Source organism: Gemmatimonadota bacterium, assembly GCA_040882465.1.
In the GTDB taxonomy this organism is placed as follows: domain Bacteria; phylum Gemmatimonadota; class Gemmatimonadetes; order Longimicrobiales; family Gaopeijiaceae; genus JBBEBG01.
Genome location: JBBEBG010000008.1, coordinates 61,068 through 76,135, shown reverse-complemented (window position 1 = coordinate 76,135; position 15,068 = coordinate 61,068). Strand labels below are relative to the sequence as shown.

Here is a 15,068-nt window from a genome sequence, read left to right as displayed (position 1 = left end):
AGCCCGGATCCTCACATGGCCCGGTACGCGGGACCACTCCCTCCTTCCCTGACGGTCCAACGGGGGCCGAGCACGTCGGTCGCCTTGCAGTCCACGCAGTTGGGGGCGTTTACGACGAGCCGGTCGCCCTCCCGCTCGTAAACTCCGGCGGGACAGAGGTGCGCATAAAAGTCCGCCAGCCCCGGCGAGATATGCTCTCCGACGACGAGATGGGAAGGCAGGTCGTCGCGGGTCCGGTTCCCTGAGCGGAAGACTGCGTCGAGCTTGGAGAAGATGAGCTTTCCGTCCGGACGCGGAGGCGTCATCGAGGGCTCCACGACACGCGGGCGCTCGGCATCCTCCTCCATCCGGATCACTCCCCCGGGAAACCGACCCCCCGTCAACGTCATCGCGCCCGCACTGAGGGCGCCCCCCCAGAGGCCGGAACGGAAGGCGCCCCGCATGTTGCGCGTGCGGTAAAGGTCCTCGGCAATGAAGGAGCGGTCCACCGAAGCGGTGTAACTCCGCAACCCAGCCTCGGAGGTGTCTCCCACCTCGAGGGCGCGAAAGATCGCGCGGGCCGCCAGGATTCCCGACTGGACGGCGTAGTGGATTCCCTTCAGCGAAGGGACGTCCACGTACCCGGCGGCGTCTCCGATCACGAGCACCCCGTCTCCGTGGCGCCTCCGGGGAAGAGCGTGATATCCACCCTCCGGAATCGTCTTCGCACCCCACTCGAGAAGCTCGCCCCCCTCGAGAAGGCTACGAACCCTCGGATGCGTCTTGAAGCGCTGGAGAAGGACGTGCGGATCGAGCCGGGCATCGGGCGAGTCGAGGCCCACTACGAGCCCGAGCGAAACGACGTCTTCTCCCATCGGGTAGATCCAGCTCCCTCCGAAGGTGTCCTCGCGGAGCGGCCATCCGAGCGTGTGGATCACGCGGTCGAAGGGACGTGGGACCCGCCAGAGCTCCTTGACCCCGAGAGCGTAAATCTGCGGATTGGTGGAGCCGATCCCCTCGCGTTCCATCCACGCCTGTGTGAGGGAACCCCGCGTCCCCTCCGCGAGCACCGTGACGCTCGCCGCCACTTCCATCGGGGGCGTGAATGCCGCACCGGGATTCCCCTCCCGATCGAGGCCCGCCGGAGCGGTCCGGACCCCGCGCACGCCTCCCTCCGCAACGAGGAGGGAGTCCACCGGGAATCCGGGGAAGACGTTCACCCCGACCGCCTCCGCTTTTTCCCCCATCCACCGCACGACTTCGCAGATCGAGGCGATCCGGTTGCCATGGTTCCGCATAGTGGGGGGAACCGGCACCCTGACCGACGAGGATTCGCGGAGGAGGTAGACCGCCTCCCCCTCGACTTCGCCGCGGAAGGGAAAGGCCGCGTCGGCGACATCCGGAAAAAGCTCGCGGAAGGGGCGCGGGTTCAGAATGGCCCCGGAGAGCGAATGCCCCCCGAGCTCGGCTGCCTTCTCGAGAACCGCGATCTCTACGTTGCCGAGCCCCCCGCCCTCGTCGCGATTTCGCCGCACGAGCTTCGCCAGCTCGATCGCACCCGCGAGACCCGCCGGTCCGCCGCCGACAAAAACGACGTCCATCGGGACCGCCTCGCTCCCGGGCGCCTCTTCCACGATGAGGCGTTCCCGGGGGAGGCGGGGTCTCGCCTTCGCGGGGTGGATGACACTCCCCGCGCCGTTCGCACTGCTCATCTCCCTCCCGGCCTTCCTTGCGGAACCCTCGGGGTATCCGGGTGGTACCCGGAGCCGCGAAGCCGGAAGACTAGCGTCTCCCCTCCTCTCCGTCACGTCGGACCGGCGCCGACCGCCTCGCCCGACCGGGGAAGGCTTTCTCAGGCCACCGGTCCTCCAGGAGCTGCCCGATGCCCGTATCCCTCCCCAAGACGCTTGGAGCGCTAAAGGCATCGGGATACCGATCCCGCTCCGTGCGCGACGAGGTCCGGGCGAACCTCGTCACCAAGCTCAGGTCCGGAGTCGAGCTCTTCCCTGGCATCCGTGGTTACGGCGACACGGTGATCCCGCAGATCGTGAACGCGATCCTCGCGCGCCACGATTTCATCCTCCTGGGCCTCCGAGGGCAGGCGAAGAGTCGAATCCTCCGCCAGCTCGTGGATCTCCTCGACCCCGAGCTCCCGGTTCTCGACGGGACGGAGGTGAACGACGATCCGTACCGTCCCATTTCGAAAGAGGGGCGGCTTCTCGTCGAGGCCGCGGGCGACGACGCTCCGATCGCCTGGGTCCCCAGCTCCTCGCGCTACGTCGAGAAGCTCGCGACACCGGATGTGACGGTGGCGGACCTCATCGGAGACCTCGATCCGATCAAGGCGGCAAAGGGAGGGCACCTCCTCTCCGACGAGCTCACCATTCACTACGGGCTTCTCCCCCGGGCGAACCGGGGGATCTTCGCCCTGAACGAGCTGCCGGACCTGGCGGGAAAGATCCAGGTCGCCCTCTTCAACATCCTGGAAGAGGGGGACATCCAGATCAAAGGCTTCCCGATCCGAGTGGCCCTCGACGTCTTCCTTGTTTTCACCGCCAACCCGGAGGACTACACGGCGAGGGGCAAGATCATCACCCCGCTCAAAGACCGGATCGGAGCGGAGATTCGGACTCATTACCCCGAGGCGGTGGAGACCGGGGTCGAGATCACGGAGCAGGAGGCCTGGACGGATCGCGGAGGATTGCCCATCGAGATCCCCGACTTCATCTCGGAGGTCGTGGAGCGGATCGCCTTCCTCGCCCGGGCCGACAAGCGCATAGATCAGCGCTCCGGGGTGAGCCAGCGCATGCCGATCACCGTCGTCGAAGGGGCCGTCTCGAATGCCGAGCGCCGGGCGCTACGCCTCGAGGAGGAGATAGCGATTCCCCGGATCGGGGATATCTACGCCTCCCTCCCGATGATCACGGGGAAGCTCGAGCTGGAATACGACGGGGAGCTCCAGGGAGCCTCGCGCATCGCGCGCGAGCTCATCTCCGCCGCGGCCAAGGAGACCTTCGACGCGAGGGCTGGTGGCGCAGACGTGGAGGAGATCGTGGAATACTTCGAATCGGGAGGGGCGCTCCAGGTTTCCGACGACGCGGCCGCGGAAGCCTGCGTTCGAGGCTTCGGGCACGTGCCCGGGCTCCTATCCCTGATCGGGGCGGTCGGCCTCGCCGGTGAAAAGAGCCAGCCCGGCGTTCGCGCCGGCGCGTGCGAGCTCGTGTTGGAGGCCCTCGTCGCCGAGCATCGCATTTCGCGCTCCGACGGCGGGTATACGCGCGCCCGCCACGGCAGCTCGTTCGGGAAGGGACACGGCGGAGAGGGGCTGCACGGCTTTCCCCCGATGGGAATGTGATCGGGGGCCACGCCCCTTTTCTCGCGGTTTCTCCCCCTTACGCCTCCGGGGCGTAACGGTAAAGAAGGACGGGCACCGCCGAACCCCGGATCACCTTGTCGGCCACGCTCCCCAGGAGCATTCGGGAGACTCCCCCGCGCCCGGCGGTGGACATCGCGATGAGATCGGCGCCCTCTTCTTCGGCGACATCGAGGATCGCGAGGGCCGGTTGTCCGATCGTGGTCACGCGAGTCACCACCCTTCCCACCGGCACCCTCGTCGCAAGGGCATCGAGGTATTCCTGCGCGGCGGCGGTCACCATCGTTTCCTCCTCTGCGCCCCGCACGACATGGGGAACGTAGGGTGAACCGCACGGAATGAACGGGGGAACGGCCCGGAGGAGGAGGACTTCCGTGTCGCTTCCGGAGGCGAGAGGCGCCGCGATCTCGAGGAGCCGCTCCGCTTCGGGGGAGCCGTCCAGGGGAAGGAGGACGCGTTTGAAGGGCGGCGGGAGATGGGAGAGATCGGTCCGGGAGGGCTCGTCCCCGGGGACGGCATCCTCCCCGGTTGCAGCATCCTCCCCAGTGGGACGGATCAACAGGACGGGAACGGGAGTGCATCGCAGGAAGCCGTCCGCTCTGCTCCCCAGCCAGGCACGGCGAACGGGTCCTCTCCCGTGGGTCGTCATCACCACGAAGTCGGCGGCGGAGTTGCGGAGCCGCTCGACGAGACGGGGGACCACCTCGCCGCCCGTGACCAGGGCGGATTCGAATTTTCCCCGATAGCCCGAGGTGCGGATCCTCTCGAGCACGGAGGCCAGATACTCCGCGCCCATCTGGCGCTCCGCCGACCCTTCGGCCATCGAACGGCCTCCCCCGCCACTCTCGGCATCATTTACAGTCACCAGCTCCACCGCCGCACGCCACCTCCCGGCGAGCGCCAGAGCATAGGGAAGGGCGGCCTCCGCGAAGGCCGACCCATCGAGCGGCACCATGATCCGGGAATACATCGCAGGAATTTTCCTCGGCTGCCCCGAGACTCAGACCTCCTCGGAGACGTGCACGACCAGGACGGGACGCGTCGTGCCCCGGATCACCTTGTCGGCCACGCTCCCGATCACGACGCGCGTCATCCCCCCCCGTCCCCGGCTCGAGAGCACGACGAGATCGGCCTCGAGAGCTCGCGCGCTGTTCACGACCCCGTCGGCCGCTCCCGAGCTTTCGACGACATGGACTTCGACCGGGACCCCGGAGTGGCGATCCGCCAGCGCGGCGAGATACGCGGTGGCATCCTGGACTCGCTCTTGGTGGCCTCGACCACGGATCTCCACGCCCGGCATCCCGTAGATGGAGGTCAACTCGAGCGGCTTCGGCACCACGCGCAGCGCGATCAGAGACGCGCCAAACCGCTCGGCGAGCTCCACCGCGGGACGGAGGGCGCCTTCCGCCAGGTCGGACCCGTCGAGCGGAACGAGAATTCGGTGGAAAAGAGCTTCGCGGCCGCTTCGTTCTTCCGTTTCGTCCCAGGGGCGAACCAAGAGGAGATCCGCCTTCCTGGACTGAAGGAGCCCGTCGGCCACACTTCCCAGCCACCACCTCTGGATCCCGCCCGAACCGTGGCTGGTGAGGGCGATGAGATCCACCTCCTGTTCTTCCGCGTAATCGAGGAGGGCGGAGGTGACTTGGCCTTCGAGCACCGCCGTGAGCGTCGAGATCCCCTCCCCCTCGGCGGTCTTCGCATGGTCCGCGAGATAGCGCTCCGCACCCTCCCTCACGCGCCCGCGCCAATCCAGGTCCTCCTGCGGCGTCTTGAAGTCCATGTCGGGCTCCGGAACGACGACATGGGCCAGGTGCAGTTCCGCTCCAATTTTTGCGGCGAGCGCCTTCGCGAGGGGCAACGCTTCCTCGGCGAAGTCGGAGCCGTCCAACGGAACGAGAATCGTCTTGTACATGGGCCTACTCCGCCTCACAAGTTGAGATTGTCCGGACCCCGAGCGCCTCCTCGACGCGGGTCAGGAGGGTTCGCTGCGCCGCCGGGAGTGCAAGCTCCCGCGCACATGCCGGCTCCACCCATCGCAAGGAACGCGACGCCCCGCGCGGGATTTGTTTCACCGCGACGTGAAAGAGGTAAGGAAGGTAACAAAGGCGCCGGTGCGTGAAGACATGCTCGAGCGGCTCGAGCCGCGTTCCCGCGCCAACCGAGTCCCGGCGCCCCGTTCCCTCGAACGACCGGACCATTCCGCCGGCGAGGCGCTTCGCCGAGTCGTGCGGCCCCTCTTTCTCCCCGACCTCCACTCCCGGGAGCTCCCAGAGTCCTCCCAGGAGCCCCTTTTCCGGTCGCTTCCGAAAGAGGAGGAAAAAACGGCCGTGTGACTCCCCGACGACTGCGGCGACCGCCTCGCGCGACCGCGGTACGACGCGCGGTGAGCGCCGTGCGGGACGCTCCCCCTGGGTTCCGGCGGCACGCGCACGGCAGTAAGTCGCCACGGGGCACCCCCCGCAGCCGGGAGCGCGCGGCGTACATACGAGCGCTCCGAGCTCCATCATCGCCTGATTGAAGGCGCCGGGGTCTTCGGGGTCAAGGAGCTGGTACGCCCAATGCCTCAAGTTCGCGGGAGAAGGATCCGCCTCGTCGGCCAATCGTGCGAGAACGCGCCGGACGTTTCCGTCCACCGTCGCCGCACGGGCTCCGAAGGCGATGGAGGCGACCGCCGCCGCGGTGTATTCTCCGACGCCCGGAAGCGCCCTGAGTTCTTCGACCTGGTCGGGGATCTCGCCTCCGCGCTGGGCCACGACCTCGCGCACCGCGCGGTGCAGATTCCGGGCGCGCGCGTAATACCCGAGCCCCGCCCAGACCCGGAGAACCTCTTCCGAGTCCGCGCCTGCGAGCGCCGAAAGGTCCGGAAATCGTCGCATCCAAGCTTCGAAGTATGGGATCGCCGCCTCCACACGGGTCTGTTGGAGCATGAACTCGGAGACGAGGACATCATACGGGCGCGGAGATCCCCTCCACGGAAGGTCACGCGCCGACGCACGATAGAAGTCGAGCAGGGCCCTCCGGAAGGCGGCGGCCCGCTCCCCATCCCAACCGGGCATCCCGGCAGCGTCGCGCGCGAACGGAGCGGCGGATCGGGGAGCCGTACCCATCGGAGTGGAGTTGGAGCGGCTCATCGGACCGGAAGGTAGCCAAGTCGTTCCCCGGGGACACCCGGGAATCGGGGAACCGGCCGGATCCCCCCCGGTACTGTCTGTGCGGAGCCCCCCGGTGCCGCTTCTTGCAACTTCGCCCGCGGACCTCGATGAGATTCACGACCTACACGAAGTATCGAGGAAGCATTCTCGACGCGCTGAATCTCGAGGCGCTACTCGAGAAGCTCTCGGACTTTCTCCTCGACGGCGGATTCGCCGGCGGCCCGCACTTCCATCCCTATTGGGGGTGGTCGGGCGCGGACGACCGCGCATCCACGGACGCCCTGAAGGAAGTGCTCCTCCGCGCGCTCCTCGAGAGCGGGCAGCTCACCCCGGAGATGCTCGAGGAGCTGGGGCGTGAAGGAGGTGGCGACGCGGATCTCCGCGCGCAGATTGCGAAACTCCTCAACGACCTCGTGCAAAAGATGGTGGATGAGGGATACATCTCCCTCGACCAGCAGGGCCCGCCCGGTCCCGGGGATGAGCCGCCGAATCGGGAGGGGAAGGTGGATGAGGCCCGCGAAGCATCCCTCCGCGTGGACTTCACGCTGACTCAGAAGGGGATGGACTTCCTCGGATATCGCGCCCTGCGGGATCTCCTCGGCGCGATGGGCAAGTCGTCGGTCGGGTCTCACGACACGCCGCACCTCTCGACCGGGGTGGAGGCGGGAAGTACGAGTCGTCCTTACGAGTTCGGTGATACGATGAACCTCGACCTCCCGGCCACCCTTTCGAATGCGATCCAGCGGAGCGGACTCGGGACTCCGCTCGACCTCGACTACGGCGACCTCATGGTCCACCAGGCCGAGTATCGCTCCTCGTGCGCGACCGTCCTCATGCTCGACGTTTCGCACTCGATGATCCTGTATGGAGAGGACCGCTTCTCTCCTGCGAAGCGTGTGGCGCTCGCGCTCTCTCACCTCATCCGCACCCAGTTCCCGGGCGACTCGCTACGGGTCGTCACCTTCGGAGACCGGGCGCAGGAGATCCCCCTCGCGCAGCTGGCCCAGGCGCAGGTAGGCCCCTTCCACACGAACACCGCGGAGGGGCTCGAAGTCGCTCGCCGCATTCTCCTCTCGCAGAAGAAGGAGATGCGTCAGATCATCATGGTGACCGACGGGAAACCATCGGCGATGACTCTTCCTGACGGCCGCATATACGCGAACTCGGGCGGACTTGACCCTCGCATACTGGAGCGGAGTTACCGCGAAGTGATGGCCTGCCGCAAGGCGGGGATCCTCATCAACACCTTCATGCTCGCGCGGGACCCCTATCTCGTTCGTTTCGTCGAAAAAGTTTCGGAGATTGCGCGTGGAAAGGCCTACTTCACCTCGACGCTAACCCTCGGGGAATACGTGATGATGGATTTCCTTCGCGGGAAGCGCCGGCGCGTCGGGTAGACCGGCACTTCCCGGACCTCCTGGCGCCGACCTTCAGAACCGCGCAACGACGGAAATCTGCAACTCGCCGTCGTGGTTCGTGCCGGCCCCACGGTCCTTCGCCCCGGAGTCGTAGTTGCTCTGGTGCGAGAAGCGGAGGCCGAAGACCTCTGTGAGCTCCAAGGTGAGCGCGTTTCTCGACGTGACGACGAAGTTACCCAGGGCATCGAAGACCGGGCGGTAGGCGTTTTGCAGGTCGATCCCGATCCGGTTGGAGATGAGAGTGCGCCGGATTCGAAGCTCGGAGGAGAGCCTTCCGACATCTCCCCGGTCGTCGGAGGAAGGAGTCGAGGTTGAAATTCGATAAGTGCGTTCGGCAAGGACGCCGAGCGAAAACTCCGTCCGGTTGTCGCGGTCTATCCGATTGTCGTACTTGACTCCCACGCCTCCCTGGTAACGGCGGTCGATCCGGCGCTCCAACGCCGACTCCGCCCTCCCGGTCACGAAAGGGCGCCAGAGCCCCCCCGGTCGAAAGTCCAGAGCGCTGTCCACCAGCCAGGAACGCCGGTTCACTTCGGTCACCCCTTCGCCGTCCGTGGACTCGCCATAAGTGAAGCGGAGACCGACCGTGGACTCCACCTTCGCATCCGCCCAGGAGATTTCGGTGCGGGTCGCGACGATGCTCTGGTCCCGGTTGCCGAAGAAGAGAGTCCCCCCCACCTCCACCTCGATCTCCCAGGAACGATCGCCGGCCTCACCTGTCGCGGCCTCCTGCGCTGCGGCCGCCCCGGCGGAGGCCAGGAGGAGGATAGAACCCAGGAGGGGAAGGCCACGGAAAAAGTGGTCGGGCATCGTGCGGTCTGTGTGAGAACGGGTGCGGCTCGGATCGCGCCTTCGCCCCCTGGGGATTCGAGGGCCAATGCGAGTCCATCGAAGGGAAGGTATCTCCACGGCCGAACCCCGTGAACCCTCGGCGGCATCGCCAGGTCGCCGGCTGTTACCGCCGCCCCCGAGGCCGCGTGCCCCTTGCCGCACGACCGTCACCCGAGGAACCTTCACCGCTCGCGCAGGTCCGTCGGGAGGGATGCCCGCGGCCGGTGGTTCGACTCAGGAGCCGGGGGGAGCGGGTTGGCGGACGTCGAGGAGCGAAAGGCCGGCGAGCTGACCGTCCGGATCGACCGGCTGATCTGCGTGGGCTTCGGCGACTGCATCGAGGCGAGCCCGGCCTCCTTTGAGCTGGACGACGAGGGGATCGCGATCTTTCGCGACGGGATCGAAGCCCTTTCCGAGAGCGAGGTCGTGACGGCCTGCCGGACATGTCCCGTGGACGCGCTGACCGTCCTCGGGCCCGACGGCACGCAGCTCGCCCCCTGAGAAACGCACGGGAGAACGCTTCGCCGATGAGAAAGTTCAGGACATACGGAGAAGTCGAACACGCGACCGGCTCGCAGCTCCTTGAACAGGTGCTCGACCAGCGGGCGCGCCTCGCCGCGCGCCTCTCGGGAATCGGAACGATCATCGCGATCGCGAGCGGCAAGGGAGGCGTGGGAAAAAGCGCCGTCACCGCAAATCTGGCAGTGGCGCTCGCGAGCCGCGGCCACCGGGTCGGCGTCCTCGACGCCGACCTGAACGGCCCGTCCCTCGCCCGGATGCTCGGGGTCCGGGGAGGCCGGCTGGAGGACCGCGAGACCGGTGTCATTCCTCCCACGGGCGTCGGAGGCGTGCGCGTCATTTCGATGGAGCTCCTCCAGGAGGGCGAAGACGCCCCGCTCCGGTGGAGAGACCCGGCATCCGACACCTTTCTCTGGCAGAGCAGCATGGAGACGACGGCGCTCCGCGAGTTTCTGGGCGACGTGGATTGGGGCGAGCCGGATTTTCTCCTGATCGACGTGCCCCCCGGAACCGACAAGATCCGCCGCCTGCTCGAGCTCGTCCCGGGGATTCCCCTCGTCCTCCTCGTCAGCACCCCTTCGGAGATCTCTCGCGCTGTCGTCGCCCGGTCGGTGCGGCTGGTGCGCGAGGCGTCGGCCGCGGAGATCGCGCTCGTCGAGAACATGAGCGGGTACGTGTGCCCTGAATGCGGGCACGAGCACGACGTCTTTCCCGGAGATGGGGTCCGTCAACTCTCCGGCGTCGCCGACGTTCCGGTCTGGGCGCGGATCCCCTTCGATCCGGTCCTTGGCCGCGAGACGGACCGCGGACACCCACCGGCGGGAGGCGAGGGGGAACGTCCGGCCTCCCGCGCCTTGCGCGAGCTCGCGGGACGCGTGGCCGGAGTCGTGCGCGCCCCGTTTGGAGGCGCGCCGTGAAGTTCCTGTGCATCGAGTGCGACGAAGTGATGGCATTCGCGGAACGCCAGCTTCCCGGCGACGGAACGCTGGCCGCGGTCTTCACCTGCGGGAACTGCCACAGGGAAATGGCCATGCTTACGAACCCGATGGAGACGCGCTTCGTGAGCTCGATGGGAATTCAGATCGGGGGGAGAGAAGTCCCCGTGCAGCCCATGGAGGCGACCCGGGGGTCCCTCGACGGCGGGAGCGAGCTGGCCTTCGTGGAACCCGAGCTCCGGCCACGCGCCGGGCCCGCGCCGGTGGAGTGGAGCCCCGAGGCGGTGGAGCGCCTCCAACGCGTACCGAGCTTCGTGCGCGGGATGGTGAAGCGCATCTACACCGACTACGCGCGCGAGCGAGAGATCCGCACCCTTACGCCCGAGATCATGGACACCGCGCGGTCCGAGCTCGGACTGGAAGGGATGTAGATGGTGGCTCCGGGCCCTCGGCCCGCGGCGGTCCTGGCGCGAGGGTTGGAGTACCGCTACCGCTCGGGACGGATTGGAGTGAGCCAGGCCGACCTCGAAGTGCGGCCGGGCGAGATCGTCACCCTGTTGGGACCAAACGGGTCGGGGAAAAGCACCCTCCTCCGCCTTCTCGCTACCGACCTCCGTCCCACCGCAGGGTCCCTCGCCCTTTTCGGGGAAGCCACGGCGTCCTCGCCGCGCGGCCTCCGGCGCCGGATCGGATACGCTCCGGACACCCCTGTCCACGTTTCGCCCCTCACCGGAGAGGAAAACGCCGCGCTTTTCGTCGAGCTCGGCGCCCGGGGCGCGGCCACTCCCGAGCGCATCTCCGGACTTTTCGAAGCCTTCGCCCTATCCGACGTCCGCCGCACGCCGGTCTCCGAGTACTCCTTCGGCATGCGGCGGAAGCTCCTCCTCGTCGAGGCGATCGCTCCCGCCCCCGAGCTTCTCCTCCTGGACGAGCCCGCCCTCGGTCTCGACCCGGCTGGGACGGGAGCCCTGAGGGATGCGATCCGGGAGAGCGCCTCAGCCGGAGCCGCCGTCGTCCTCGCTTCGAACGAGACGCGGGACCTTCCCCTTTGGGGAAGCCGAATCGCCTTTCTCCATCAGGGTGCTATCGTCGAGGACGCCGAAGTCGCGACACTCCTCGCTCGGCTCGGAACCGGAACCCGCATCGAGGTCGGGTTGGAGGAAGAGGACGCGGGCGCGCGGTCAGATCGGGGGGCCGGAGAAACGCTCGCCCGGCGACTCCTCGAGGTGGAGGGGATCGAAGAGGCACGATTCACGGGGCGCCGCCTCGAGGTCCGCAGCTCCGCCGGAGGGCGCGTCCTCCCTCCCCTCATCTCCACACTGCTCGCGGAGGGACTCGCGATCCTGGACGTGAGGGTCAGGGAGCCGAAGCTCGCGGACCTCTTTTTCACCCTGACCGGCGAGCGGCTCACCGGAGAGTCGGCCCCCCTCCCGTCAGGGAACGGGGAGGGCCAAGGGTGAGCCTCCCAATCTGGAAGCTCGAGTGGCGCCTCGCTTTCCGGAGGCGGCGTCTCCTTTACTTCAACGTGGCGATTCCGCTCCTCCTGATCCTCCCCATCAAGCTCGCCGGTGCCCCCTCCTTCCACGCCTCGGCCGCGTACGCGGTCCTCTTCGTCCTCTTCGGCACGTTCGGCTCCGCGATCCCGCTCCTCCGCGAGGGAGACGGAGGACCGCTCCGGAGGATGGTCCTCTCCGGCTTTCCCGAATGGGCATTCCTCGCCCAGCGGGTCGTCGCCGGGTCCCTGCTCGACCTGCTTCAGCTCCTCCCCGCGCTCCTTTTCATCCTCTTCCCCTCGAACCTTAACCCGGGCGCCCTCCTGGTCGCGGCGGCCTCGCTCGCCCTCGCGCTTCTGGCCGCGAATCTCATCGGCGTCTGGGTCGCCGCGGCGGCCGGATCCATCGCAGAGGGCGCCCTCTTCGCGGCAGTGATCGCCCTCTTTCTCCTCCATGGATCGGGCGTCTTTCGCACACCGGCGCCGGGGACGGTGGGCGCCACGTTCGATGCGATTCTACCCGCGAGCCCGATGCATGAAACCCTTCTCGGCGCGGCGGGGAGCGGGATCCCAACGGGGCTGATCGGGACCCTTCCGATTCCGTCCGCGCTCACCCTTTTGCTCTTCGTCGTGACACTTCTGATCGCACCCTTCATCCTGGCGAGAATCAGCGCTCCTCCCCGTTAGCCCGACGCCCCGAACCGCAAGTTGACAGCCCTGAGGGGGCCGGATATACTGGCCACGCGGCGGGATCGGAAGGGTTGGGATTTCGCCGCATTTCGGGCGGATCGTTGGGCGTCCTTGGACGCCTGCAGGTGATACGCTGGCTCCTGCCTCGTACTTGGAGCGCACGGGTCCGCAAGGTTCTCGCGGTTCTTGAGCACGCGCCGGCTACGGTCGGTCGTGGCTTGGCGGTTGGTCTCCGGGAGGAGACCGGTCGGTGACAATGCGAGATGGCGAGAAAGACTCGCCACCTTCGCCCCGGATCGACACCAGGTCCCCCGAGCCACGCTCGGGGGACTTACCGGTGAAGTGTTGCCGGTTAGAGCATTGTGCGATCCCCTGAACGGGGTTGTGGGCAGTGTGTGCCCGCAAGGGACGAAGGGAACTGCGGCCCCGAGACCGAGGCGCGTTATGTACCGCGAGGTCTTCGTTCCCGTTGATAACTCCCCTCACTCGAATTGGGCGGTCGAGCGAGCAGTCGAGGTCTGTAACCGCTCCGAAGGGCGCATTACGGGCAATCACGTTTATGCCGCCCGCCTACACGACGTCCGCTTCCGGCAGCTCGAGACCGGCCTTCCCGCGCAGTTTCAGACCGACGAAGAGATCAAGCGCCAGCGCAAGATCCACGACAAGCTGATCGAGAAGGGGCTCCAGCTCATTTCGGATTCCTTCCTCGACGAGACGGACAAGCGCTGCCAGGCCGCGAAGATCCCTCTCACTCGCCAGCTCCTCGAGGGAATCAACTTCGAAGAGATCATCCGCGAGGCGAATCGTGGAGCGGGGCGGCTTCCCAGCCTGATCGGCTTCGATCCCAACATCGCCGGCAAATACGACGGTGGAGATAAGGTCCGGGGGGACGTGCGCCTCGGGGAAAACGGCCGGATCGTCGCCGAGGACGAAGATTTGGACGAGAAGCTGGCCGGCGAGAGCGGGCGCGACTACGACCTCGTCGTCATGGGCGCACACGGAATCGGGCGTCAGCCATACTCCCAACTCGGCGGCGTCACCTCTCGCGTAATCCGTGAAATCGAGAAGGACACCCTGATCGTGAGGGACGACCGACCTCTCTCCGGAGGGAATTGGATCGTCTGCGTGGATGGCTCTTCTTACTCGTACAAGGCGATGCGGGTGGCGCTGGAGCTGGCGCGCGAGTTCGGCGCGAAACTCCACGTCTGTTCGGCCTTCGACGTCGAATACCACCACGTCGTTTTCGGCAACATCAAGGATGTCCTCTCGGCCCAGGCGGCGAAGGTCTTCAAGTTCGAGGAGCAGGAAGAGCTCCACAACAACATCATAGACAAGGGGCTCCTGAAGCTCTGCCAGGCGAACCTGAAGCGGGCCGAGATCATGGCCCGCGAGTTCCCCGACGTGGAGATGGAGACCCAGATCCTCATCGGGAAGCCCTTCCAGTGCATTCTCCAGTGGGTAGAGGAGCTGAACCCCACCCTCCTGGTGATCGCGCGACACGGTGGACACCGCGTGGACGGGACGGACATGGGGTCGCAGGCGGAGAACCTTTGCCGCCTCTCCCCGACGAACATCCTCCTCGTGGGGACGACGGACGTTCGCCCGGACGACATCCCCTGGATCGAGGAAGACGGCGAAAAGGGGCTCGAGTGGGCGCCCGACGCGGAGGTCCGGATTCTCCGTGTGCCCCCGTTCGCGCTGGGAATCGCACGGAAGGCGGTCGAGGAGTTCGTCCTCGAGCACTACGGGCCCGCGGTCGCCTCCGCGCGTGGAGGCGCGGAGTCGAATGGAGCCGCGGCCCAGGCGAACGGAAACGGCGTTTCAGCGAATGGCGCGTCCGTCAACGGAGACGGTGCCGCCACCAACGGGAGCGTGAAGGGCACGGCGACCGTCCTCCCGACCGTGACCGGGGAACGCCTCGACGAGGCGATCAAGAAACTCCTCCCGACCCACATGCAGCTCATCATGGGGATCGGTACGGCGGAGGAGCTCGCCCTGGCCGAGGTGAAGGCCGAAGAGGCGATGAAGCGGACCGTCGTCCAGGGGAACGACGCGGACCCGGTCGCGACAGTGCCCACCATCGAAACCAAGTGCCCCTACACCGGGCACGTGCAGACGCGCGAGCGGACCGCGCACGACCCCGTCGTCTGGAGCAGTGAGGCCTTCGACCGGCTCCGCGCCGTTCCCCTCGTCGCCCGCCCTCTCGCCCGCAACACCGTCGAGCGTTTCGCCAAGGAGCACGGGCTCTGGCGGGTCACGACCCGCGTCATGGACGAAAACAAACAGGCCATGGTCGAAGCGGACGAGTTCGACATGGACACGATGCTCGTCATGTTCCGCGAGCTTCAGACGAAGCAGATCCAGGCGGCCGCCGAAGGGGTGGACGGCCTCACCCCCGAGATGCGGAAGTTCATCGAGGAGGCGAAGGCCCAGGGGATTACCCGGTGCCCGATCAGAGACATCGAAGAGAAGGCCGGGAAGTGCCCCGTGGACCTCAAGATGGCCTCCCCCGAGGAGGCACGTTCCGCGATGGAACGCTTCATGGCGACGGAACGGGACGGCGCCAATTGATGGAGCCGTTCGCACGACGCGCGCTACCATTGGCTGCGGTGGATTCCTCCCGCGACGGAGCTTGCGCTCCAGGGTGGACACGGGGCCCGGCCACCGCCGCGTTCCTCG

13 protein-coding genes are annotated in these 15,068 nt (G+C 67.1%); 8 read left to right on the top strand and 5 right to left on the bottom strand.

Annotated elements, in window-relative coordinates; genetic code table 11:
- Positions 1-11 precede the first annotated feature (11 nt).
- On the bottom strand, positions 12-1,691 hold the full coding sequence (locus WEG36_02635; protein ID MEX1256493.1) for an electron-transfer flavoprotein:ubiquinone oxidoreductase: 1,680 nt from the start codon (positions 1,689-1,691) through the stop codon (positions 12-14).
- Between the two features lie 170 nt (positions 1,692-1,861).
- Between WEG36_02635 and WEG36_02630 the strand changes: the two genes are divergently transcribed.
- On the top strand, positions 1,862-3,334 hold the full coding sequence (locus WEG36_02630) for a magnesium chelatase (GenBank protein ID MEX1256492.1): 1,473 nt from the start codon (positions 1,862-1,864) through the stop codon (positions 3,332-3,334).
- 37 nt (positions 3,335-3,371) lie between these two features.
- On the opposite strand, the gene WEG36_02625 is transcribed toward WEG36_02630, so the two are convergent.
- The 3 genes from WEG36_02625 to mutY are packed head-to-tail and all read right to left on the bottom strand — an operon-like array spanning position 3,372 to position 6,408.
- Entirely contained in the window at positions 3,372-4,322 is a 951-nt protein-coding gene (locus tag WEG36_02625; protein MEX1256491.1) for a universal stress protein, read from the bottom strand.
- Positions 4,323-4,352: 30 nt separating this feature from the next.
- A complete protein-coding gene (locus WEG36_02620) occupies positions 4,353-5,264 on the bottom strand; it encodes a universal stress protein (GenBank protein ID MEX1256490.1) in 912 nt (303 codons plus the stop codon).
- Positions 5,265-5,268: 4 nt separating this feature from the next.
- On the bottom strand, positions 5,269-6,408 hold the full coding sequence (mutY, locus tag WEG36_02615; protein ID MEX1256489.1) for an A/G-specific adenine glycosylase: 1,140 nt from the start codon (positions 6,406-6,408) through the stop codon (positions 5,269-5,271).
- A 203-nt stretch (positions 6,409-6,611) separates the two neighbouring features.
- Between mutY and WEG36_02610 the strand changes: the two genes are divergently transcribed.
- Positions 6,612-7,901 (top strand): VWA domain-containing protein, encoded by a 1,290-nt coding sequence (locus WEG36_02610; protein MEX1256488.1) that lies wholly within the window; start codon positions 6,612-6,614, stop codon positions 7,899-7,901.
- Between the two features lie 33 nt (positions 7,902-7,934).
- On the opposite strand, the gene WEG36_02605 is transcribed toward WEG36_02610, so the two are convergent.
- Positions 7,935-8,732, bottom strand: a complete 798-nt coding sequence (locus tag WEG36_02605; protein MEX1256487.1) for a DUF481 domain-containing protein — start codon at positions 8,730-8,732, stop codon at positions 7,935-7,937.
- Between the two features lie 276 nt (positions 8,733-9,008).
- Between WEG36_02605 and WEG36_02600 the strand changes: the two genes are divergently transcribed.
- From WEG36_02600 to WEG36_02575, 6 genes are all read left to right on the top strand, one after another.
- Entirely contained in the window at positions 9,009-9,254 is a 246-nt protein-coding gene (locus WEG36_02600; protein ID MEX1256486.1) for a ferredoxin, read from the top strand.
- 26 nt (positions 9,255-9,280) lie between these two features.
- Entirely contained in the window at positions 9,281-10,189 is a 909-nt protein-coding gene (locus WEG36_02595) for a P-loop NTPase (protein MEX1256485.1), read from the top strand.
- Positions 10,186-10,638, top strand: coding sequence for a PCP reductase family protein (locus WEG36_02590; protein ID MEX1256484.1), 453 nt, complete (start codon positions 10,186-10,188; stop codon positions 10,636-10,638). The genes WEG36_02595 and WEG36_02590 overlap by 4 nt, the downstream gene beginning before the upstream one ends.
- Positions 10,639-11,667, top strand: coding sequence for an ABC transporter ATP-binding protein (locus WEG36_02585; GenBank protein MEX1256483.1), 1,029 nt, complete (start codon positions 10,639-10,641; stop codon positions 11,665-11,667). It begins immediately after the preceding gene.
- Entirely contained in the window at positions 11,664-12,386 is a 723-nt protein-coding gene (locus WEG36_02580; GenBank protein MEX1256482.1) for an ABC transporter permease, read from the top strand. Before WEG36_02585 ends, WEG36_02580 begins: the two co-directional genes overlap by 4 nt.
- Positions 12,387-12,833: 447 nt before the next feature.
- Positions 12,834-14,960 (top strand): universal stress protein, encoded by a 2,127-nt coding sequence (locus tag WEG36_02575; protein ID MEX1256481.1) that lies wholly within the window; start codon positions 12,834-12,836, stop codon positions 14,958-14,960.
- The last annotated feature ends 108 nt before the right edge of the window (positions 14,961-15,068 follow it).

Bases quoted from the DNA above. Each gene is read 5' to 3' on its own strand.
- WEG36_02635 (MEX1256493.1), bottom strand. From the start codon at position 1,691: ATGAGCAGTGCGAACGGCGCGGGGAGTGTCATCCACCCCGCGAAGGCG.
- WEG36_02630 (MEX1256492.1), top strand. From the start codon at position 1,862: ATGCCCGTATCCCTCCCCAAGACGCTTGGAGCGCTAAAGGCATCGGGA.
- WEG36_02625 (MEX1256491.1), bottom strand. From the start codon at position 4,322: ATGTATTCCCGGATCATGGTGCCGCTCGATGGGTCGGCCTTCGCGGAG.
- WEG36_02620 (MEX1256490.1), bottom strand. From the start codon at position 5,264: ATGTACAAGACGATTCTCGTTCCGTTGGACGGCTCCGACTTCGCCGAG.
- mutY (MEX1256489.1), bottom strand. From the start codon at position 6,408: ATGCCCGGTTGGGATGGGGAGCGGGCCGCCGCCTTCCGGAGGGCCCTG.
- WEG36_02610 (MEX1256488.1), top strand. From the start codon at position 6,612: ATGAGATTCACGACCTACACGAAGTATCGAGGAAGCATTCTCGACGCG.
- WEG36_02605 (MEX1256487.1), bottom strand. From the start codon at position 8,732: ATGCCCGACCACTTTTTCCGTGGCCTTCCCCTCCTGGGTTCTATCCTC.
- WEG36_02595 (MEX1256485.1), top strand. From the start codon at position 9,281: ATGAGAAAGTTCAGGACATACGGAGAAGTCGAACACGCGACCGGCTCG.
- WEG36_02585 (MEX1256483.1), top strand. From the start codon at position 10,639: ATGGTGGCTCCGGGCCCTCGGCCCGCGGCGGTCCTGGCGCGAGGGTTG.
- WEG36_02575 (MEX1256481.1), top strand. From the start codon at position 12,834: ATGTACCGCGAGGTCTTCGTTCCCGTTGATAACTCCCCTCACTCGAAT.